The organism is Pseudonocardia oceani, from assembly GCF_019263585.2.
Lineage (GTDB): Bacteria > Actinomycetota > Actinomycetes > Mycobacteriales > Pseudonocardiaceae > Pseudonocardia > Pseudonocardia oceani.
In genome coordinates this window covers 2,131,368-2,151,868 of record NZ_JADQDF010000001.1, presented here as the reverse complement: position 1 = coordinate 2,151,868, position 20,501 = coordinate 2,131,368, and the positions used below count along the sequence as shown (strand labels likewise).

At 75.2% G+C, this 20,501-nt stretch carries 19 protein-coding genes; 11 read left to right on the top strand and 8 right to left on the bottom strand.

The window, feature by feature from the left end; all coding sequences use genetic code 11:
• Positions 1-72: 72 nt before the first annotated feature.
• Positions 73-1,629, top strand: a complete 1,557-nt coding sequence (menD, locus tag I4I82_RS10680) for a 2-succinyl-5-enolpyruvyl-6-hydroxy-3-cyclohexene-1-carboxylic-acid synthase (protein ID WP_218593399.1) — start codon at positions 73-75, stop codon at positions 1,627-1,629.
• On the opposite strand, the gene I4I82_RS10675 is transcribed toward menD, so the two are convergent.
• Positions 1,615-2,634 (bottom strand): HEAT repeat domain-containing protein, encoded by a 1,020-nt coding sequence (locus I4I82_RS10675; protein WP_218593400.1) that lies wholly within the window; start codon positions 2,632-2,634, stop codon positions 1,615-1,617. The genes menD and I4I82_RS10675 overlap by 15 nt on opposite strands.
• Complete coding sequence (locus tag I4I82_RS10670) at positions 2,628-3,227, bottom strand: HEAT repeat domain-containing protein (RefSeq protein WP_218593401.1); 600 nt, start codon at positions 3,225-3,227, stop codon at positions 2,628-2,630. The genes I4I82_RS10675 and I4I82_RS10670 overlap by 7 nt, the downstream gene beginning before the upstream one ends.
• Before the next feature lie 223 nt (positions 3,228-3,450).
• Between I4I82_RS10670 and I4I82_RS10665 the strand changes: the two genes are divergently transcribed.
• Positions 3,451-4,701: an HNH endonuclease signature motif containing protein gene (locus tag I4I82_RS10665; RefSeq protein ID WP_218595663.1), complete on the top strand. Its 1,251-nt coding sequence runs from the start codon at positions 3,451-3,453 to the stop codon at positions 4,699-4,701.
• A gap of 26 nt (positions 4,702-4,727) precedes the next feature.
• On the opposite strand, the gene I4I82_RS10660 is transcribed toward I4I82_RS10665, so the two are convergent.
• The 3 genes from I4I82_RS10660 to I4I82_RS10650 all read right to left on the bottom strand — a co-directional run bounded on the left by I4I82_RS10660 (position 4,728) and on the right by I4I82_RS10650 (position 7,587).
• Positions 4,728-6,083, bottom strand: coding sequence for a calcium-binding protein (locus I4I82_RS10660; RefSeq protein ID WP_218595662.1), 1,356 nt, complete (start codon positions 6,081-6,083; stop codon positions 4,728-4,730).
• Between the two features lie 219 nt (positions 6,084-6,302).
• Positions 6,303-6,848: a TasA family protein gene (locus I4I82_RS10655; protein ID WP_218591715.1), complete on the bottom strand. Its 546-nt coding sequence runs from the start codon at positions 6,846-6,848 to the stop codon at positions 6,303-6,305.
• A 166-nt stretch (positions 6,849-7,014) separates the two neighbouring features.
• Complete coding sequence (locus I4I82_RS10650) at positions 7,015-7,587, bottom strand: TasA family protein (RefSeq protein WP_218591714.1); 573 nt, start codon at positions 7,585-7,587, stop codon at positions 7,015-7,017.
• 301 nt (positions 7,588-7,888) lie between these two features.
• Here I4I82_RS10650 and I4I82_RS10645 point away from each other — a divergent pair, with 301 nt between their 5' ends.
• The 5 genes from I4I82_RS10645 to mftD all read left to right on the top strand — a co-directional run bounded on the left by I4I82_RS10645 (position 7,889) and on the right by mftD (position 12,974).
• A complete protein-coding gene (locus I4I82_RS10645; protein WP_218591713.1) occupies positions 7,889-8,413 on the top strand; it encodes a signal peptidase I in 525 nt (174 codons plus the stop codon).
• Between the two features lie 129 nt (positions 8,414-8,542).
• The gene (locus I4I82_RS10640) at positions 8,543-9,982 is read left to right on the top strand and encodes a sensor histidine kinase (protein WP_218591712.1); all 1,440 of its coding nucleotides are present in this window, start codon (positions 8,543-8,545) and stop codon (positions 9,980-9,982) included.
• Complete coding sequence (locus I4I82_RS10635; RefSeq protein WP_218591711.1) at positions 9,979-10,620, top strand: response regulator transcription factor; 642 nt, start codon at positions 9,979-9,981, stop codon at positions 10,618-10,620. Before I4I82_RS10640 ends, I4I82_RS10635 begins: the two co-directional genes overlap by 4 nt.
• Before the next feature lie 301 nt (positions 10,621-10,921).
• The gene (locus I4I82_RS10630; RefSeq protein ID WP_218591710.1) at positions 10,922-11,749 is read left to right on the top strand and encodes a mycofactocin-coupled SDR family oxidoreductase; all 828 of its coding nucleotides are present in this window, start codon (positions 10,922-10,924) and stop codon (positions 11,747-11,749) included.
• Between the two features lie 10 nt (positions 11,750-11,759).
• Positions 11,760-12,974, top strand: a complete 1,215-nt coding sequence (mftD, locus tag I4I82_RS10625) for a pre-mycofactocin synthase MftD (protein ID WP_218591709.1) — start codon at positions 11,760-11,762, stop codon at positions 12,972-12,974.
• Positions 12,975-13,018: 44 nt separating this feature from the next.
• Here mftD and I4I82_RS10620 read toward each other — a convergent pair whose 3' ends face one another.
• From I4I82_RS10620 to I4I82_RS10610, 3 genes are all read right to left on the bottom strand, one after another.
• Positions 13,019-14,227 (bottom strand): isochorismate synthase, encoded by a 1,209-nt coding sequence (locus I4I82_RS10620; protein ID WP_226369981.1) that lies wholly within the window; start codon positions 14,225-14,227, stop codon positions 13,019-13,021.
• Positions 14,228-14,650: 423 nt separating this feature from the next.
• On the bottom strand, positions 14,651-15,661 hold the full coding sequence (locus I4I82_RS10615; RefSeq protein WP_218591708.1) for a DMT family transporter: 1,011 nt from the start codon (positions 15,659-15,661) through the stop codon (positions 14,651-14,653).
• Between the two features lie 77 nt (positions 15,662-15,738).
• Positions 15,739-16,554 carry an inositol monophosphatase family protein gene (locus tag I4I82_RS10610; RefSeq protein ID WP_218591707.1) on the bottom strand — a complete coding sequence of 272 codons (816 nt, stop codon included), beginning with the start codon at positions 16,552-16,554 and terminating at the stop codon, positions 15,739-15,741.
• 192 nt (positions 16,555-16,746) lie between these two features.
• Between I4I82_RS10610 and I4I82_RS10605 the strand changes: the two genes are divergently transcribed.
• From I4I82_RS10605 to I4I82_RS10590, 4 genes are all read left to right on the top strand, one after another.
• Positions 16,747-17,907, top strand: a complete 1,161-nt coding sequence (locus I4I82_RS10605) for a glycosyltransferase family 4 protein (RefSeq protein WP_218591706.1) — start codon at positions 16,747-16,749, stop codon at positions 17,905-17,907.
• 68 nt (positions 17,908-17,975) lie between these two features.
• The gene (locus tag I4I82_RS10600; protein ID WP_218591705.1) at positions 17,976-18,563 is read left to right on the top strand and encodes a hypothetical protein; all 588 of its coding nucleotides are present in this window, start codon (positions 17,976-17,978) and stop codon (positions 18,561-18,563) included.
• A 28-nt stretch (positions 18,564-18,591) separates the two neighbouring features.
• A complete protein-coding gene (locus I4I82_RS10595) occupies positions 18,592-19,776 on the top strand; it encodes a glycosyltransferase family 87 protein (RefSeq protein WP_218591704.1) in 1,185 nt (394 codons plus the stop codon).
• Positions 19,773-20,462, top strand: coding sequence for a demethylmenaquinone methyltransferase (locus I4I82_RS10590; protein WP_218595660.1), 690 nt, complete (start codon positions 19,773-19,775; stop codon positions 20,460-20,462). Before I4I82_RS10595 ends, I4I82_RS10590 begins: the two co-directional genes overlap by 4 nt.
• Positions 20,463-20,501 lie beyond the last annotated feature (39 nt).

Below are 20,501 nucleotides of genomic sequence, written 5' to 3'. Positions count from 1 at the left end.
CTGAACAGGGCGGAGTGCCGGCGGCCTTCCTGTCCGCGGCGTGCGGATCATCACGCGTCCTAGGGTGAGGTCGTGAACTCCTCGACGGCGATGGCCCGCGTGCTCGTCGACGAGCTCGTGCGCGGCGGCGTCACCGATGCGGTGTTCTGCCCCGGCTCGCGCAACGCCCCGCTCGCCTTCGCCCTGCACGACGCGGCCGCGTCGGGTCGGCTGCGGCTGCACGTCCGGATCGACGAGCGCACGGCCGGGTTCCTCGCGCTGGGCCTCGCGCTGCGGTCGGGGCGCGCGGTGCCGGTGTGCACGACGTCGGGCACGGCCGTCGCGAACCTGCACCCCGCCGTGCTGGAGGCGGCGTACTCGGGGGTGCGGCTGATCGCGCTCACCGCCGACCGGCCGCCGCAGCTCGTCGGCACCGGCGCGAGCCAGACCGTCGTGCAGGACGGCGTCCTCGGGCTGCCGACCGCCACCGCGTCGGCGGCGGGCGGCAACGCCCACTGGCGCTCGGTCGTCGCGCGGGTGCTCGCGACGCGCGGTCCGGCGCACCTCAACGCCCCGTTCGACGAGCCGCTGACGCCCTCGGAGCCCGGCTTCCCGGCCGGGCGCGACGGTGGTGCGCCCTGGACGGCTCTCGCGCCGCTCGTCCGCACCGCCGGGCCGCTGCCCCTCGATCCGTCCGCGCCGACGCTGGTGGTCGCCGGTGCGGGGGCGCCGCCGTTGGCCGGGGTCGCCGCGCCCGTCGTCGCGGAGCCGTCGTCGGGGCAGTGGGCCCAGGGGCTGCGCGCCGGGCCGTGGCTGCTCGACGACCCGGCGCTGCGGCCCGCGCAGGTGGTCGTGGCCGGTCGCCCGACGCTGCACCGCGGCGTGGCCCGGCTGCTCGCCGACCCGGGCGTCGCGGTCTACGCGCTCGACGGCGACGGGCCCTGGACCGACGTGCCCGGCACCGTCCGCGCGGTCGGCTCGCTGCCCCCGCTCACCCCGCCCGACGGCTGGCTGGAGCGCTGGCGCGCGGCCGACCGCGCGGCGTCGGAGGCGCTCGACGCCGCCCTGCCCGACGCCCCCGCCGGGCTGCGGCTGGCCCGCTCGTTGGTGGCCGCGCTGCCGCCGTCGTCGGCGCTGGTGGTGGGCTCGTCGAACCCGGTGCGCGACGTCGCGCTCGCCGCCGTGCCCCGCGCCGACCTGGCGGTGCTCTCCAACCGGGGTGTGGCCGGGATCGACGGCACGGTGTCGACGGCGGTCGGGGTCGCGCTCGCCCACGGCGGCCCGGCCTTCGCGCTGATGGGCGACCTCACGTTCCTGCACGACACCACCGGCCTGCTCATCGGCCCTGGCGAGCCCCGCCCGGACCTGACGGTCGTGGTGCTCAACGACGGCGGCGGCGGGATCTTCGGGCTGCTGGAGCAGGGGGCGCAGGAGCACTCCGCGACGTTCGAGCGGATGTTCGGGACGCCGCAGGAGGTGTCGCTGGAGCAGCTGTGCGGGGCGTTCGGGATCGCGCACGCGGTGTCGGGGGTCGAGCTCGCGCCGCTGCCCCCGCCGTCGGGCCTGCGGGTGGTGGAGGTGCGGGCCGACCGCGCGGGCCTGCGGTCCGGGCACGCGGCGCTGCGCGAGCGGGTCTCAGGCGGGCGGTAGGTCCCCGCGCCGCCGCAGGACGTGGGCGGCGGTGAGGGCGACGGTCCGGTCGTCGTCCGCCGTCAGCTGCATGAGGCTCCGCTCCGCGGCGGCGCCGGGGACGTCGGCGAGCGCCTGGACGATCCGTCGACGGGCCGCGGGATCGGCGTCGAGGTGGGCGTCGAGGTGGGCGTCGAGGTGGGCGGCGAGGGCTTCGGCGATGCGGTCGGCCGTCGCGGGGTCGGCGGCCAGCGCGGTGAGCGCGTCGGCGGCGTCCGCGTCGTGCACGTCGTCGACGACCATGGCGACCAGCGTCGGCACGGCGTCGGCGACGCCGCGGGTGCCGAGCGCGAGCGCCGCGCGCCGGCGGACCTCGACGTCGGCGTGGGCGAGGGCGTCGCGGAGCAGGGCGGTGGCGGCGTCGCCGGGGATGGCGGCGAGGGAGCGGACGGCGCGGTCGCGGATGTCGGGGTCCGGCGAGTCGAGGCCCGCTTCCAACAGCGGTGGTCCGTCGGTGCCCGCGCGCGCCAGGGCCCAGCGCAGGGCCCCGGCGACGTGCGGGTCGTCCTCGGCCAGCGCGGCCTCGACCAGGGCGTCGACCGGTACGGGGTCGGGCGACAGCGCTGCGCTCTGGCGGCGGGCTGCGCTGTCGGAGCCCAGGTCCTGCAGCAGGGCGACGACCTGCAGGACGTCCTCCCAGTCCTCGGGCCCGGCGGCCCCGATCCGGCGGAGGCGGCCGAGCAGCTCCGTCTCGGCGGCGATGCGCTCGCGGGTGCGGGCGACGAGGTCGTCGACGAGCCGGGCGGGAGCGAAGCCGGGATCGTCGAGCGCCCGCCCGACCTCGCGCAGCGACAGCCCCAGCGACCGCAGGCTCTCGACGTGGAAGATCCGCCGGATGTCGTCCGCGGAGTACTCGCGGTAGCCGGCGCCGGTGCGGCCCGTCGGCCGGACCAGCCCCAGCGACTCGTAGTGGCGGAGCATGCGGGCGCTGACGCCGGAGCGCCGCGCCACCTCCCCGATCAGCACGGTCCGAGCGCGACCACGCGCGTCGCCTCCTCGATCGCGAAGCCCGCCTCCGGATCGTGCTTGAGCTGCTCGGTGGCGCGGGCGTGGGCGCGGACTGCGGGGTCGGGGTGGTTGTGTGCGGTGTCCAGATCGGCGTCCAGGGCGACGAGGGCGCGGCTCAGGCTCCGCTGGGTGTCGTGGGGGCCGCGGGCCAGTTGGGTGATCAGCACTGTCGTCAGGTCAGCCTTGTCGTCGCCCGGCACCAGGACCGTCGCCGCCCGCCAGGCGCTGCGGGCGACCTCGTCGTCGGGGTCCATCAGGAGTGCTCGGGTGATGGCGGGCCAGGCGCTCGGGTCGCCGATCTTGGACAGGGTGTGGAGGGCCTGGCTCCTGGCCTGTGGGCGGTCGTCCTCGAGCTCTCGCGTCAGCCTGGGGACGGTCGTCTGTCGGGGGTGGCGGGTGAGGGCCCAGGTGAGCACTTCGCGGACATGGAAGTCCGTCTCCGTCCCGCACCTCTCGATGAGGGCGTCGACGTCTCGGGGGTTCGGTGTCGTGCCCATGTCCATCGCTGTTCTCAGGCGGATCTTCTCGTCCGGGTGCTGCAGTCCGTTCATGGTTGCAGTCGAGACGTTGTCACTGTGTCAGGGTCAAGGTTCTTTCTCCCTGGGGTCCTGTGGGCGCGAAGGACGTGTACCGGGTCGGTCGCCGTCGTGGTCCCGATGGCCTCCGGACCCGGGCACAGAACGGTTCCCGCTCTGATTGCTGGGACTATCCTGTGGTGCTGTTTTCCCTGCTCAAAACCTGTCTATCGAACACTTGTTCGAGTATGATCAGGGCATGGGTCCGGTCCTCGACGATGCGCTCGACGAGCTCGCTGCCGTCGTGGCCACCGGATCCGAGACCGAGCTGCTCTCGCTGCTGACGCTGTGCGAGAGCGTCGCCCGTCGCGTCGATGCGATCTCCACGTCCGCTATCGCGACGTTGGACGACCAGGGCGCGTTCCTCACGCGCGGCTACCGCTCCGCGGCCCGTGCGCTCTCCGACCTGCTGTCGTGGGACTACGGCGAGGCCCGGCGTCGCGCTGCCGTTGCTGTCGATGTTCACACACGGACCACGCTCGACGGAACTCCGCTGCCTGCTCGCCTGCCTTGCGCTGCGGCCGCGTTCGGCGCGGGCGAGATCGCGCTACGACACGTCGAGGTCATCGGACGGGTGCTGTCCACCGACGCCGCCGAACGACTGACTCCCGAGCAGTGGGCCGGGGTCGAGGCCCAGCTCGCCGCCGACGCCACGCGGCTCAACCCGTCGGAACTGCAGACCCTCGGGACCGCGCTGGTCGCGCTGCTCGACCAGGACGGAGCCGAACCCGACGACCACACCCCGGCGCCGGTCAACGAGCTGCGCCTCACCCGCCACGCGACCGGAGGGTCGATCAAGGGACGGTTCGAGGACCCCGCCCTCTACGACGCCATCGCCGCGGTCATCGACGCCAAAGCCGCACCCCTGACCGCCGACGACGACCGACCCGCGCCGCAGCGCCACGCCGAAGCGCTCGCCGACGTCTGCGGGTACGTCCTGGACCACGGCGACCTCCCCGACAGCGGCGGCCGCCGACCCGTGTTGACCGTCCTCGTCCGGCTCGAAGACCTGGAGAACCGCGCCCGCTCGGCCATGCTGGAGTTCGGCGGCACCCTCACCCCCGCCGCGCTACGGACCCTGGCCTGCGACGCCGCCGTCATCCCCGTCGTCATGAACGGCGCCGGCCAACCCCTCGACGTCGGGCGCGCCACCCGCACCATCCCCGACGGCCTGCGCCGCGCCATCACCGCCCGCGACCGCGGCTGCGCCCACCCCGGCTGCGACCGGCCACCCTCCTGGTCCGAGGTCCACCACATCCACCACTGGGAACACGGCGGAGCAACCAAGCTCGACAACCTGGTGATGCTCTGCAAAGCGCATCACCGCCAGATCCACCACACCGACTGGCAGGTCCGCGTCCGCGACGGACTCCCCGAGTTCCTGCCACCGAAGTGGATCGACCCGAGCCGGACACCCCGAAGGAAGGTCCTCGCCCACCTCGCGGCCTGACGGTCACGACGGGCTGCGCGCTGCGCTCAGGCCGCGGGCTCGCTCGTCGCGTCGCTCGTGACCGCGGGCGAGGCCGTCGGGCTCGGCTCGACCGCGGGCTCCTCGACCTCGGGCTCGGGCTCGACCGCGGGCGGCTCCGGCTGGGGCGCGAGCGTGTCGGGTGCGGGTGCCACCGCCGGCGGCTCGGGCTCGACCTGCGACTCCGGGGCGATCAGCGCGGGCGGAGCCGGCGCGGGCGGTGCCGGGGCGGGCGGCGCAGCCGGAGGTGTCGCGGCGGGCGGAGGGGGGCTGCACGCCGCGGCCTTCTCCGTCGCGAGCACGTCGCAGATCGCGCCGCCGGGACCGCCGTCGAAGACGTCCTGGCCGTCACCGCCGCGGAGGTCGTCCTTGCCGGGGCCGCCGAGCAGGGTGTCGGCGCCGGCGCCGCCGATGAGGAGGTCGACGCCCGCCCCGCCGACCAGCACGTCGGCGCCGTCGCCACCGGTGAGGGAGTCGTCGCCCGCTCCGCCGACGATGCAGTCGTCGCCGGTGGAGCCGACGATCGTGTCGGCACGGGAGGTGCCGAGGATGACGAACGGGCCCGCGTCGCGGCCCCGGCTCGCGGTCGCGTCCCAGGTCCGCTTCGCGGGGTCCAGGGCGATGACCTCGACGAAGTCGGTGGCGACCATCCCGGCCGCGACGCACTCCGCGGGCAGCGCCACACCGGTCCCGGCGGCTGCCTCGCGCACGAACCCGGCCGGATCGGCGGGGTTCAGCGGCGGCGCCGCCTGCCCGGGCGGGGCGAGCGGCACGGAGACCGGGCCGGGCGCGGTGCCGGGGGGCAGGTCGGCGGCCGCGGCGGTGGCGATGCGGAGGTGGCCGTCGGCACGGTCGGTGAACCCGCCCTCGGCGTGGACGGTGGCGACGTCGGTGTGGTCGAGGCCGGCCGACGCCGCTGCGGCGCCCTCGGCGAGGGTCAGCGTCACCGGGACGCGGACGGGCTGGGCCGCGTTCGGCTGCGCGGTGCCGAGCGGCACCACGCGACCGTCGTAGAGGGAGCAGTAGCTCTCGGCCGGAGCGTCGCCGAAACGGAGCGTCACGGCCATCCCGGGCTTCGTGACCCACTTACCGGCGCGCTGCTCGCAGAAGGGGGACCCGGCCGCGGGGGCGAGGGACAGGCCGATCCCGGCGGCGACGGTGCCGTCGTAGGCGACCACCAGCTCGACGGTCTGGGACACGCCCGGCCGCAGGTCGGTGTAGCCGAGCTCGGGGCCGGCGTCGTCCCCTCCGCCGAGAGTCACCCGCGCGGCGCCGATGGTGCTCGGGGAGCTGGAGAACGTCGACGAGTACGACGCCAGCGTGCCGTCGGACGAGAAGGCCGCGACGAGTGTCACACCCCCCACCGCCACGATGCTCGCGATGGCCACGGCGACCGTACGTGCCTGCACATTTCCCCCGGTGGAGCTGCGACCTCTGCGACCGTGCCCGGTCGTCGGGGTCTTCGGACTGCCTTGTGGGTCACCGCCGGGAGCGGCACACCCCTTTCGTGCGCGGATCGGACCCTGTTAACACGAGAGGGGCGGAGGCCGGCTGCGCCGACCCACCTCCCGTCCCGCTGTCGATCAGGTAGTGCGCTGCGTGATGCTGAAGAGCGAGTCGATGGTCACCGAGTCGCCCTGGGCGTCGTTGTTGTTCACCGCGTGCGGGAACGTGAAGCGGAAGGTGCAGACGACCGAGTCACCCGCGTCGATCTCCGCGTTGAACCCGGTGGTGAGGATGCTGACCGGCTGGTTGCTGAAGTTCGACGGCGTGCCGGGGCAGTTGCCCGACACGCGCAGCTGCTTGTCCAGCTCGCCCCCCGCGTTCTCGGTGACGGTCGCGTCGCCGCGGACGGTGCCGTCGATCGTGCCGGTGTTCTCGATCGTGAAGATCAGTGGACCGGAGTCGTAACCGGGCGCGATGTTGGAAGCGCTGAACAGCTGGGTCGTCGCGGTCGGGCTTCCCGTGATGTCCAGGGTCAGCGTCCCCGCGGCCAGCGTGCCGCCGGGGCCGGCCTCGGTATCGCTGAACGCGGCGTAGGTGCCCGCGCCGAGCGCGAGTGCGGCGGCCGCGACGGCGGCGACTCCGATGCCGGCGGCGAGCTTCTTGTTCTTCTGCAGGATCGACACGGGTGCTCCTGGGTATCGCATGGACGGGGCGATCCATGGAGACCGCACGGCGGTGAGGATGACGGCACGACCAGCAGCCGCGCATACCTCAAAGTGGGTATCCGCGGGGTTGCGAGAGCGGGGCGGAGGGCCCGTGTTCCGGTCCGCCGCCCCGCTCTCCGGCCGATCAGCTGCCGGCCTGGGTCTCGTCCTGGGTCAGCGTGAGGTTCGAGGTCACGACGACCGACTCGCCCTGTGCAAGGTTGTTGGTCTCGTCGGCGAGCTCCTTGAACGTGAACTGGAAGCTGCACGTGACGGTCTGGCCGCCGTTCAGGGCAACGCCGCTGCTGAGGAAGTTTCCGGCCGGCCCGGAGAGCGAAGCCAGCGTTGCGCCGGGCGGAACGTTCAGGTTGCCGCAGTTGCCCGTGATCCCGATCTGGTCGTCCAGGTCGGGGCCGCCGGTGACGCTGAGAGTGCCGGTCAGCTTTCCGTCGATGTTTCCACTGTTCTTGATGGTGATGGTCCGGGTGCCCGACGTGTACCCGGGGGCGATACCGCTGGCGGAGAAGATCTCGGTGACGCCGGAGGGGTTCGACGTGATGTCGAGAGTCAGCGTGCCGGCGGCCAGGGTGCCGCCGGGGCCGGCCTCGGTGTCGCTGAACGACGCGTACGTGCCGGCGCCCAGGGCGAGGGCAGCGGCGGCGACGGCGGCGACGCCGACACCGGCGGCGACCTTCTTGTTCTTCTGCAGGACGGACATGGGTTCTCCTCGGATCGCGGGGGGCGGGGCGGTCCGGGGGGACCGCGTTGTGGACAACTCTGGCCACTCCACGCGATCGGCACATACCTCAACGTGAGTATTCGAGCCGTCGACGGCGTACCTCATCCGAGGTATGACAGCAGCGTCCCGCGCGCGCGACGGTGGGGCTTCGCGTGCTCGTTCTAGGGGGATCATGGCCGGCGAACCGGTGACCGAACGCATTCCGGTCGTGCGGGCGACCCCGACCCCGGTCCCGGCCCCGAGGCAGAGGCGGGCGCCCGAGCCGGAACCCGAGCCGGCCGTGCACCCCGTGCGCCGGATCATGGGGTGGGCCGCGGGCACCGCGCTCGTCCTCGTCGTCGCGCTGGCCATCGCGGTCGCGATCGTCCCGGCCATCGGCGGGGCGACGCCGTTGACCGTGCTGTCCGGGAGCATGGAGCCCGCGCTGCCGGTGGGGTCGACGGTCGTCGTGCAGCCGCGGGCGGCCTCCGAGATCGCGGTCGGGGACGTCATCACGTTCACCGACCGCAGCACCGAGAGCGACGAGACGCGGATCGTCACCCACCGCGTGATCGAGGTGCGGCCGGGTCCGGCGTTCGTGACGCAGGGCGATGCGAACAACGCTCCCGATCCCGGTCTGGTCCAGGCGGCCGACGTCCGGGGCGTGCAGTGGTACCACGTGCCCTACGTCGGGCTGCTCAGGGAACGTCTCTTCACACCGCCCGGGATGTACTTCGCCGCGGCCGTGCTGTTCCTCATCATCGCTGCGTACGTGCTGGTTCCACGCACGGTGACGGCCCCGCAGGCGGCGCGTCGCCGTCGTTGACTCCGTCCGCAGAGCGAACAGGCGCGTAACAGCACCCGATCGAGTGCCGAAGAGGCAGATGGAGCTCCCCAGCACCCGGCACGCCCCCGAGTGGGTCGGCGCCGTTCCCCGTACGTCCGAGGGGTTGCATTGACCGGCAGCACTCCGAGACACAGCCGTCTCCCCGCGATCTGGACCGCCGTCCGGGTCCCGGCGGCGGAGGTCGTCCTGCAGGGCGCCCTCGTCGCCCTCGCCACGGCGCCCGTCGTCCTGCTGCAGGGCCGGGAGATGCCGGAGCGGGCCATCGGCACGCTGACCTTCACCGGCGGTGTGGCCGCGACGATCCTGCTGGCGGTAGCGGCGTGGATCAGCGGCAACCGGCGCGCGCGCCGGGTCGCGGCCGCGGTCGGCGTCTACGCGGGCGTCATGCTGCTGCTGGGCGCCGTCGACCTCGATCTCGACGGCGGGGTCTGGGGCATCGCCGGGGGCGTCGCCGTGCTGGGGGTCGCCGGGCTGCTGGTGCTCGCCGCCCGGCCGGCGTCGCGGCCGGTGCACGCCCACGCGGTCGGGCTGGTCGTGCTCGTCGCCCTCGCCACGGTGTCGGTCGCGGTCACCGCGCTGCTCGCCCCGTCGCACGTGCCGTCGCCGGACATGGTGCGGGCGGTGTCGCTGGGGGGATGGGTCGCCTGCGGCGTCGCGGGGCTCCTCATCCTCGGCGACGGCACCGTCAACCGCCGCCCGCTGCTGCGCCGCACCGGCCTGGCCTTCGCCGCGCTCGGCACCGCGCACGCCGCCGGGATCGTCGCGGCCCGCCCGCTGCTCGGCGGCATCGTGGAGCTCGGTGCGGTCGCGATGCTGCTCGTCGCCGCGGGAACGTTCCTGCTCGCCTCCATCCGCGACATCGGCCAGGAGCAGGAGCGCTCGCGCAGCCGGCTCGCGGAGGTCGAGGCGGCCATGGCGTCGGTGGCCGAGCGCGACCACGAGCTGCGCAACGTCGTCGCCGGGCTGAGCGGTGCGGCCACCGTCCTGGGCGACGACCTGATGAGCCGCTCCGACGACGGCCGCCGCCTGCTGGTCGCCGCGGGCGCCGAGCTGGCCCGCCTGCAGCAGATGCTCGACGGGCCGCGCCCCGACGACGGGCCCGTCGAGGCGCGCGTCGGCGCGATCCTCGACGACCTCGCCGTCGTGCACCGCGCCACCGGGCTCGACGTGCACGTCGACGTCACCGGCGACCCGGAGGCCGCGATCGCGCCCGGGGTCCTCGCCCAGGTCGTCACGAACCTGCTGGTCAACTGCCGCCGCCACGCCCCCGGCGCCCGCGTGTGGCTGCGGGCGCGGGTGCACGCGCGGCACGTCCGCATCGACGTCTCCGACGACGGGCCCGGGCTGTGCGCGCCGCCCGACGTCGTGCTGCGCCGCGGCGTCCGCGGCCCCGACTCCGGCGGAGACGGCCTCGGCCTGGCGATCACCGCCGAGCTCGTCGAGCGGCACCGCGGCACGTTCACGCTGCTGTCCGGGCCGGGCTGCACGGTCCACATCGAGCTGCCCGTCGCCGGCTGCCGCGCACCGGTGCCGTCGGGAGTGGCGTGAGGGGTGCGCCGGTCGTCATCGTCGACGACCACGCGCTGGTCGCCGGGGCGCTCGTGATGGCGCTGCGCTCCGGCGGGATCGAGGCCACGGCCGTCCTGCCCGACGCGTTCCTGCCCCGCGTCGACGACCCCGCGCCGCCCGGCGCGCTCGTGCTGCTCGACCTCGACCTCGGCGGCGGCCTCGACGGCGTCGACCTCGTCCCGCGCCTGCGCCGCGCCGGCTGGCGGGTCCTGCTCGTCACCGGCTCCACCGACGACGACCGCATCGCGGCGGGCATCGCGGCCGGTGCGCTGGGGCGGGTCCGCAAGTCGGCGCCGTTCCCCGAGCTCGTCGCCGCGGCGACCCGGGCCGCCGAGGGCCGCCCCCTGATCGGTGGCGACGAGCGCCGCCGGATCGAGGAGGCCGCGTCGGCCCAGGCCCAGGAGCGGCGCCTGGCCCGTGACCGCTGGGAGCGCCTGACCCCGCGCGAGCTGCAGATCGTCGAGCGCATCGCCGCCGGCCGCCGCCCCGCCGCGATCGCCGAGGAGTTCGTCGTCTCCGTGGCGACGGTCCGCACGCAGGTCCGGTCGATCCTGTCGAAGCTGGAGGTCGGCTCCCAGCTGGAGGTCGCCGCGCTGGCGCGGGAGCGGCGCAGCTAGAACCAGGTGGTCGCGGGCGTCGCCCCGATGCTCACTCCGCCTCCTCGCGATCGGGAGCGGGAACCGGGACCATCGGGCACGGTGCGTGCTTGAGGCAGTACACGTCACGACCTCCCTCTCCACCGTCGAGCATCGTCGCGGAGGACTCCTCCATCTCGTGGGGCGCCGGCTCGCGACGACGTGGCCCGCGCAAACCTTGCGGCGACCTTCCGATCGCCGGCCCCGCCCTGTGGACGCCGTCGGCACGGGTACCGCACAGGTGTCGGGCGGAGAGCTCGACCACCGACACCAAGGAGGACCCATGCCCACCGGAACCCTCGAAGGCAAGGTCGCCGTGATCACCGGAGCGGCCCGCGGCCAGGGTCGCAGCCATGCCGTCCGGCTCGCAGGGGAGGGCGCGGACATCGTCGCGATCGACATCTGCCGTCAGATCGACACCGTGCCCTACCCCCTGGCCACCCCGGACGACCTGGCCGAGACCGCGACCGAGGTCGAGAAGCTCGACCGCCGGATCGTGACCCGTGAGGCCGATGTCCGCGACGTCGCCGCGGTCACCGACGCGATCCGGGCCGGGATCGCCGAGCTGGGACGGGTCGACATCGTCCTGCCCAACGCCGGCATCGCCCCGCACTCGGCGGACGAGTCCGACCCGGTCGCCGCGTTCCACGACACCGTCATGACGAACCTCGAAGGCGTCCGCCACACCGTCCAGGCCGCCGTGCCCCGCATGATCGAGCAGGGCGAGGGCGGCGCGATCGTCGTGACCAGCTCCACCCAGGGTCTGTCCGGCCGGGGCGGCAACGGCTCCGGCGCCATGGAGGGCTACGTCGCCGCCAAGCACGGCGTCGTCGGCCTGATGCGCAGCTGGGCGAACTGGCTGGCCCCGCACCACATCCGGGTCAACACCGTCCACCCCACCGGCGTGAACACCCCGATGATCGACAACGACGCGATGCAGGCGTTCCTCGCCCAGTCGCCCGAGGTCGGGGCGGCACTGACCAACCTGCTCGACGTCGAGGCCATCGAACCCATCGACATCAGCAACGCGATCGCCTGGCTGGTGTCCGACCAGGCCCGTTACGTCACCGGCGTCACCCTGCCCGTCGACGCCGGCTTCATGGCCAAGTAGGGAGGCCCTGATGGCCAGCACCGCCACCTGGTTCGAGACCGTCGCCGAAGCTCAGCGCCGAGCCCGCAAGCGGCTCCCGCCCTCGGTGTACGGCGCCCTGCTCGCGGGGACCGAGCAGGGCATCACGATGACCGACAACAGCCGCGCCTTCGACGAGCTCGGCTTCCGACCGCAGGTCGGTGACCAGCCGTCGGAGCGCGACCAGGCGACCACCGTGCTCGGGCAGCACATCTCCCTGCCCGTGCTGCTCTCCCCCACCGGCGTACAGGCCGTCCATCCCGAGGCGGAGGTCGCCGCCGCCCGCGCCGCCGCCGCCGCCGGGACGGCGATGGGACTGAGCTCGTTCGGCAGCCGCGCGATCGAGGACGTGGTGCAGGCGAACCCGCAGACCTTCTTCCAGACGTACTGGGTCGGCGACCGCGACCGCATCGCCCGGCGCGTCGAGCGCGCGAAGGCGGCGGGGGCGAAGGCGCTCATCGTGACCCTGGACTGGGTCTTCGACAGCCGCCGGGACTGGGGCAGCCCGCCGATCCCCGAACGCCTGGACCTCAAGGCCATGGCGCGGTTCGCCCCGGAGGGGGTCCGCCGCCCCCGCTACATGCTCGGGTGGTTGCGCCACCGCCACCTGCCCGACCTCACCGTGCCCAACATGGCCGACCCGGGCGAGGACCCGCCCACCTTCTTCCAGGCCTACGGCGAGTGGATGCAGACCCCGCCGCCCACCTGGGAGGACCTGCGGTGGTTGCGCGAGCGGTGGGGTGGCCCGTTCATGGTCAAGGGCGTCACCCGGCCCACCGACGCCCGCAAGGCCGTCGACATCGGCGCCGACGCGATCTCGGTCTCCAACCACGGCGGCAACAACCTCGACGGTGCCCCCGGCAGCATCCGTGTCCTGCCCTCGATCGTCGACGAGGTCGGCGACGAGATCGAGGTCCTGCTCGACGGCGGCGTCCGCCGTGGCCTCGACGCCGTGAAGGCGATCGCCCTCGGCGCCCGCGCGGTGATGATCGGGCGCCCCTACCTGTGGGGGCTCGCGGCCAACGGTCAGGCCGGGGTCGAGAACGTCCTCGACGTCCTGCGCAGCGGGATCGACGAGGCGCTGTTCGGGCTCGGGCGCGCCTCGCTCGCCGACCTGGAACCGGGCGACCTCACGATGCCGTCGGACTTCACCCTCGGTCCCCGCCCCTACCCGGCCGCGCAGACACCCCGTCCGCGGACGGCATGAGCGGCGCGGGCCGGACCAGCGCGGTCCGGCCCGCCGCGGCGCAGCTAGTCGCCCTCGAGCGCGTCCCGCACGGCCACGAGCTTCGCCGCGGCCTCGCGCACCTCGGTGTCGGGGTCGGAGTCGGCGACGATCCCGCAGCCGGCGAACAGCCGGGCCGCCCGGCCGTCGAGCTGGGCGCAGCGCAGGGCGATGCCGAGCTCGCCGTCGCCGCGGGAGTCGATCCAGCCGACGGGGCCGGCGTAGCGGCCGCGGTCCATCGCCTCCAGCTCGGTGATGAGGTCGACGGCCACCTTGCGCGGGGTGCCGCCGACGGCCGCGGTGGGGTGCACGGCCTCGGCCAGGCGCAGCAGCGACGCGGGGGCGACGGGGTCGAGGCGGCCGCGGACGTCGCTCGCCAGGTGCGAGACGTTGTGCAGCGTCAGCACGTCGGGGACCTCGGGCGCGTCGAGCGAGGCGCACAGCGGGGCCAGCGCCGAGGTGAGGGAGTCGACGGCGAGCGCGTGCTCGTGGCGGTCCTTCGTCGAGCCCATCAGCCGCTCGCCCAGCGACCCCTCGCCGGGGGAGGCCGCCCACATCGTGCCGGCCAGCACCCGGGACTCGACGACGTCGCCGGTGCGCCGCACCAGCAGCTCCGGGGTGGCGCCGACCAGCCCCTCGACGGCGAACGACCAGCACGTCGGGTAGCGCTCGGCGAGGCCGCCGAGCAGGTGGCGGGGGTCGAGCGGGGCCTCGGCGACGGCGATCAGGTCGTGGGCCAGCGCGGCCTTGTCGAGCTCGCCCGCCCGCATCCGGCGCACGGCCTCGGCGACGGCGGCGCGGTAGCGGTCGACCGGCAGCAGCCCGTCGGAGTAGCGCAGCGTGCCGCTGGGGCGCACCGGGTCGATCGCGTGCACGACCGACGGCCCGTCGCCGCGGGAGAACTCGGTGATCCACGCCCGGCCGTCGCGGCGCCCGACCACGACCCGCGGCACGACGACGACCGAGCCGGGGGAGTCGTCGCTGAAGGTGAAGCTCGCGAACGCGACGGGCCCCGTGCCGGGCCGCCCGACCTCGTCGAGGACGCGCGTGCCGGAGACGAAGGAGCGCCACCAGTCGTCGGCGTCGGCGAAGCGGTCGGGACCCGATCCGGTCCACCGGGCCACCTCGCCCCACCCGACGAGGCCGTCCCCACCGCGCACCCACGACTTGGGTGTGCGAGCGTCCGGCAGCAGGTCCAGCAGGCCGCCGAGTTCGTCGACGGGCCTGGTTCGCACGCGCACACCGGTCGGTAGCGGAGCGATCGTCACGTTTCGAGCGTAAGAGGCGCGCGTCCCCGACGCTCGTCCGCCCCGGGGAGGCGCTGACCACAGTGGCGGCCCGCAACCCGTCTAGACTCCGCCGTCGTGGGTGAACCGAGGGCGCTGGACGAGGTCGCGGCCACCCTCGCGCCCGCAGCCCGGTTCGTCCGCACGCGGCTCCCCGAGCTGGTCCTGGGCCTCGCGGTCCTGGTCACGGTGCTCGCCGGGCTCGCCCTGATCGGCTCGGCCGTCGACGACCGCGCCATCGACGCCAACCCGGCCAGTGCGCAGGCCGAGGTGCTCGAGGGCTCCACGTTCTTCCGCACGCTCGTGCGGTTCACCGTCGCGAACGGGCAGGCCGTCGTGCCCGAGCACGGCGTGTTCCACCCCCGCGGGCTCTCAGCGGGGGAGGTCGTCGCGGTCGAGTACGACGTCACCGACCCCGAGCTGGTCCGCGTGGCCGGTCGCAGCACCGCCGACGGCATCGGCCCGATGGTGCTCGGCGTCGTCGGCACCTGGGTGGTCCTCGGCCCGCTCGCCCTCTGGCTGCGGCGCCGCAGGCGGCGCGCCGCCTGACCCCGGCCCGGCCCGCGTCGCCAGCGCCACCCCGAGCACCGCGACCACCATCCCGGCGATCGCGAACGGCCCCAGCACCTCCCCGAACATCACCAGCGCGAGCAGCGCCGTGACGCCGGGGACGAGGTAGAAGTAGCTCGTGACCTGCGTCGCCGCCCCGCGCCGCAGCATGAGGAACAGCAGCGAGATCCCGCCGCCGGTGAGCACCACCACCGACCACACCAGTGCGCCGATCAGCTCGGGCGTCCAGTCCAGGCGGAACGACTCGAACGCGAGCGCGAACGGCAGCGTCACCACGATCGACGCGGCGAACTGCACGACCTGCCCGGTGCGCAGGTCGAACTGCGGGCAGAACCGCTTCTGGTAGAGCGTGCCGGTGGTGATCGTCAGCAGGGCGAGGGTGGTGAGCCCGAGCGTCGTCGCCGTGATCCCGGTGGTGGTGAGCTTGCTCGACACGACCAGCACGACCCCGAGGAACCCGAGCACCAGCCCGACCACCTGCAGGCGGCCCAGCCGGGCGCCGGTGAGCCCGGCGACGGCCGCGGTGAGCACCGGCTGCAGGTTGACGACCAGCGCCGCCACCCCGGCGGGCATGCCGGCCGCGACCGCGGCCCAGACGCCGCCGAGGTAGCCCGCCTGGATCCCTACCCCCGCGACGGCGAGGTGCCAGACGGCCCACCCGCGAGGCCAGCGCGCCCGGGCGACCAGCGCCAGGACCAGCATCAGGACGACGACCCCGGCGTAGCGCACGAGCAGGAAGCTCAGCGGCTCCGCGTGCGGCGCGGCGTACTTGGCGACGACGAACCCGGTGGCCCAGATCAGCACGAAGACCACGGGCGCGGCGCGGACGAGGAGGGCCGCGGCGTCGCGGCCCGAGGTGGTGGTGGCGATGGCCCGACCCTAGGCGGCGCTCAGGCCGCGTGCCACCACGACAGGACGGCGTCGAGCGCGCCGGGGACGGCGACGACGAGGTCCCCGGTCGGCAGCGGGTCGGGGTTGCCCCGGGCGTCGACGACGAGCGCGCCGGCCTCGGCCGCCAGGCACAGCGCCCCGGCGACGTCCCACTCCTGGTAGCGGTCGAGCACCGCGGCGACGGCGTGCCCCAGCGCGACCTGCGTGATCGCCAGCGCGGCCGACCCGAGCACCCGCACCCCGGTGTGGGCCTCGGAGGCGCGGGCGGTGAAGCCCGGGCCGCGCTCCAGTGACAGCTCCGCGCACACCAGCCCGCCGACGACCGGGCGCGGCGTGATCCGCACCGGCACGCCGTTGGCGCGCACCCCGCGGCCGCGGGCGGCGGCGTAGATCTGGGCGCGGCTCGGGTCGGCGATCACGCCGACGACCGGCCCGTGCGCGTCGACCAGGGCCAGGCTGTAGGCGCACCACGGGAACCCGGCGACGTAGTTGGCCGTGCCGTCCACCGGGTCGACGACCCAGCGCAGCGGGGCCGCGTGCACCCCGTCGTCGGCGCCGTACTCCTCGCCCAGCACCGGCACGTGCGGGAACTCCGCGGCGAGCACGCGGCGGGTGTGGCGCTCCAGCGTGCGGTCGGTGTCGGTCACCCAGTCGAAGGGGTGGGCCTTCACGGTGTCGGTGAGGCGGTCGCGCCCGGCGGTCGCGGTGATCACCTCGGCGGCGTCGTTGGCCAGGCGGCCCGCCACCTCCAGCGCGCGGGAGAGCAGCGCCGGCTCCGCGGGCGGGGGGAGGCGCGTCTCGTGCCGGAGGCTCATGGGGCCCGAGGGTCGCGGCGGCCGGTGTCGGGGGTGGAACGCGCGGATGACGTGTCGCCCATCACCGGGACAACTGTCCTTCACCGGGCCGACCGTGTGGCCAGGGCCCCGGCACGGTGTGTTGTCCGTGAGTTCGGCCGGCGGACAGCCCGGCGACGGCGGCGTGGCCCGCGCGTGCGGGAGGTTCCCCCGGTGCGTGTCGCCATCGTGTCCGAGTGCTTCCTGCCCGTCGTCAACGGCGTCACCAACTCGGTGCTGCGGGTGGTCGAGCACCTCACCGCGGCCGGGCACGACGTGCTCGTGATCGCCCCCGGCGAGGGGCCGGCCGAGTACCGCGGCGTCCCGGTCGTCCGGGTGCCGTCGCTGGACCTGCCCGTCGTCACCTCGATGCCGGTGGGAGTGCCCAGCCGCCGCGTCCTGACCGCGTTGCGCGAGTTCCGGCCCGACGTCGTGCACCTCGCGGCGCCGTTCGTCGTCGGGTACCGGGGGCTGCACGCCGCGCGGCGGCTCGGGATCCCGACCGTCGCGGTCTACCAGACCGACGTCGCCGGCTTCGCCTCCTCCTACGGCCTCGGGCTCACCGCGCGGGCCGCGTGGCGCTGGACCTGCCGGCTGCACGGACTGGCCGACCGCACGCTCGCCCCGTCGAGCTGGGCCACCGAGGCGCTGCGCGCGCGGGGCGTGCCGCGGGTGCACCAGTGGGCCCGCGGCGTCGACACCCGGCGGTTCACCCCGTCCCGGCGCGACGACGCCCTGCGCGCGGAGCTCGCACCCCGCGGCGAGCTGCTCGTCGGCTACGTCGGACGCCTCGCGCCGGAGAAGCAGGTGGAGCGCCTCGCCGCGCTCGACGGCCTGCCCGGAACGCGGCTCGTCGTCGTCGGCGCGGGGCCCGGCGAGGAGCGGCTGCGGGCCGCGCTGCCCGGCGCGGCCTTCCTCGGCTTCCGCGACGGCGACGACCTCGCCCGCACCTACGCCTCGCTCGACGTGTTCGTGCACACCGGCCCGTCGGAGACGTTCTGCCAGGCCGTGCAGGAGGCGCTGGCGTCCGGCCTGCCGGTGGTGGCGCCCGACGCGGGCGGGCCCCGCGACCTCGTCCTGCCCGGCCGCACCGGCTACCTCGTGCCGCCCCGGCCCGACGGCGCCGACGCGGCCGACCCCGCCTCCGTGGCCGCCGACGAGCGGCTGCGCGCCGCCGTCGAGGTCCTGGTCACCGACGACGTCCTGCGCCGCCGGTTCGGCGCGGCGGCCCGCCGCTCGGTGCTGCGCCGGACATGGTCGAACGTCGGCGACGAACTGCTCGCGCACTACGCGGACGTGCTCGGCGTGCCGGCGGCGCTGCGCGCGGCGGCCTGATCCCGAGCTCGCACCGACTCCGTAGCCGCACGGATGCCCGGGCCCCGCCCGGCCGTGAGGATCGGCGCATGGCCGCACCGCTCGGACACCCGATCCCCGTCACCCCCGCCGGTGAGCACGCCGCGATCGACGTGCGCGTGCTGCGCTCCGCGCTGGCCGCGCTCACCGGCGCCGACCCGCTGCGCCGCGACGACGCCGTGCGGACGGTCCTGCACATGCCCTCCCGCTTCGCCCCGCCCGTGCTGCACGCGGTGTCGGAGGCGGTGTTCGCGACCGACCGCGAGGAGGGCGCCTGGCGGTTCTACGCCGCCCAGCTGCGCACCCGCTTCGACATCACCCGCTGCGCCGACCCCACCGTCGAGGGCGCCGCGGCGATCCTCACCGGCCGCTTCGGCCCGCCGGTGAACCGGTGGGTGTTCGCCGAGCCGTCGCGGCTGCGCCCGCTCGCCGAGCGCGCCGTCGCGTGGGACCGCGCCACCCCGCACGAGTACGACCACCGCTGGGTCAACCTGCACGGGACGGGCGCCTTCGGGGCGGGCGACGGGCAGCTGAGCGTCCCCGCCGACGAGTGGGACGCGATCGCCGAGCGCGTGCGCGTCGAGTACCTCGACGGCGTCGACGAGGTGCTGCGGGAGCTTCCCGGCCCCGCCCGCTAGCGTCAGCCGCCGACGGCGGGAGGTCGGCATGTGGCGACGCGGGGTGTCCGCGCTGCTCGTGCTGCTCGCCGTCGGGACGCAGAGCTGGATCTTCGCCGAGCGCGGCAGCTTCAACCTCTCGCGCATCCTCGTCGAGGACCCGGAGTACCACTCCGACTTCGCGACGTTCCGCGCCTCGGTGCTCGCCCTGCTCGACGGCACCGACATCTACGCCACCGACGCCGCCCTGCCCAACCTCAACCCGCCGCTGATGACGGTGGTGATGACGCCGGTCGCGCTGTTCGACGCCCAGCCGGGCTACCGGCTGTTCGGGCTCGTCACGGTGGCGCTGGTGCTCGCGTGCCTGCTCGCCGTCGCGCGCGAGGTGGAGCTGCGGCCCGTCGACACCGGGCTCGCCGTGGCCGCGGTCCTGCTCGGCGCGCCGCTGCTGGCCACGGTCGGGCTCGGGCAGATCTACGCGTTCCTCGCCGTCGCGCTCACCGGGGCCTGGCTGGCCGCGCGGCGCGGGCACGCCGCCTGGGAGGGCGCCGGGATCGGGCTCGCCGTGGCGCTCAAGCCCTCGCTCGCCCCGCTCCTGCTGCTCCCGGTGCTGCGCCGGGCCCCGCGCACCGCCGTCGCGGCCTTCGGCACGGCCGCGGCGGGCACGCTGGTCGGGGCCGTCGTCTGCGGCCCGGCGGCGAGCGTCACGTGGCTGCGGCTCGTGCTCGACCACCCCGTGCAGACCTTCTTCGACAACGCCTCCCTGCCCGCCACCCTCGTGCGGCTCACGAGCGACACCGGTTGGGGGCGCCCGCTCGTCGAGGTGCCGGGCGGGCTGGTCGTCGGCACGGTGCTGGCGGTCGCGGTCGTTGCCGGCACGCTGTGGCTCGTGCGCCGCTGCGGCCCGGACGCGCTGTGGGCGGTGGCCGCGGCCGCGCTCGTGGCGTCGCCGGTCACCTGGAACACCTACCTCGTCGTCCTCGCCCCGGGCGTGCTCGTCGTGCTGGCCCGATCGCGAGCGGCCGCGGCGCCGCTGCTCGCGCTGGCGCTGCTGGGCCAGGAGTGGCCCGCGCTCTGGTACGGCGACGACGGCACGGCCCCTGCGCTTCCGCTCTCGCTCTACTGCGCGGTGCTGCTCGGGCACTGGGCGGTGCTGCTGCGCCACGCCGTGGCGCGACCGGCACCACCGGCCGACGTGCGGCCCGGCCCGCCGCGGGTAGCGTCGGCACCGTGACCCGCGCCGACCTCGACAAGGACCCCCGCGACGTCGCCACGATGTTCGACGGCGTGGCGCAGCGCTACGACCTGACGAACACGGTCCTGAGCGCCGGCCAGGACCGCCGCTGGCGCCGCCTCACCCGCCAGGCGCTCGGCCTGCGCCCCGGCGAGAAGGTGCTCGACCTCGCCGCGGGCACCGCCGTGTCGACGGTCGAGCTCGAGCGGTCGGGCGCGTGGTGTGTCGCCGCCGACTTCTCCCTCGGGATGCTGCGCGCCGGCGCCGGCCGCGCGGTCCCCAAGGTCGCCGCCGACGCGCTGCACCTCCCGTTCGCCGACGCCTCCTTCGACGCCGTGACGATCTCGTTCGGGCTGCGCAACGTCGCCGACACCGACCTCGCCCTGCGCGAGCTCGCCCGCGTCACCCGCCCCGGCGGCCGGCTCGTCGTGTGCGAGTTCAGCCGGCCCACCTGGGCGCCCTTCCGGGCCGTCTACTACGCGGGCCTGGAGACGGTGCTGCCCGCGGTCGCCTCGCGGGTGTCGAGCAACGCCGCGGCCTACCGGTACCTCGGTGAGTCGATCCGCGACTGGTCCCCGCAACCCGAGCTCGCCGCCCGCATCGCGCGGGCGGGCTGGGGCGAGGTGGGCTGGCGCGACCTGACGTTCGGCGCCGTCGCCCTGCACCGGGCGCGCCGCACCTACTAGCGCCGCTCCGGGCGGTTGGGCGGGGGTGGAGGGGGCACC

What these genes read in the sequence shown, in the direction of transcription:
- I4I82_RS10665 (WP_218595663.1), top strand. Translation starts at nt 3,451, where the DNA reads ATGGGTCCGGTCCTCGACGATGCGCTCGACGAGCTCGCTGCCGTCGTG.
- I4I82_RS10610 (WP_218591707.1), bottom strand. Translation starts at nt 16,554, where the DNA reads ATGAGCCTCCGGCACGAGACGCGCCTCCCCCCGCCCGCGGAGCCGGCG.
- I4I82_RS10670 (WP_218593401.1), bottom strand. Translation starts at nt 3,227, where the DNA reads ATGAACGGACTGCAGCACCCGGACGAGAAGATCCGCCTGAGAACAGCG.
- I4I82_RS10600 (WP_218591705.1), top strand. Translation starts at nt 17,976, where the DNA reads ATGGCCGCACCGCTCGGACACCCGATCCCCGTCACCCCCGCCGGTGAG.
- I4I82_RS10595 (WP_218591704.1), top strand. Translation starts at nt 18,592, where the DNA reads ATGTGGCGACGCGGGGTGTCCGCGCTGCTCGTGCTGCTCGCCGTCGGG.
- I4I82_RS10630 (WP_218591710.1), top strand. Translation starts at nt 10,922, where the DNA reads ATGCCCACCGGAACCCTCGAAGGCAAGGTCGCCGTGATCACCGGAGCG.
- mftD (WP_218591709.1), top strand. Translation starts at nt 11,760, where the DNA reads ATGGCCAGCACCGCCACCTGGTTCGAGACCGTCGCCGAAGCTCAGCGC.
- I4I82_RS10650 (WP_218591714.1), bottom strand. Translation starts at nt 7,587, where the DNA reads ATGTCCGTCCTGCAGAAGAACAAGAAGGTCGCCGCCGGTGTCGGCGTC.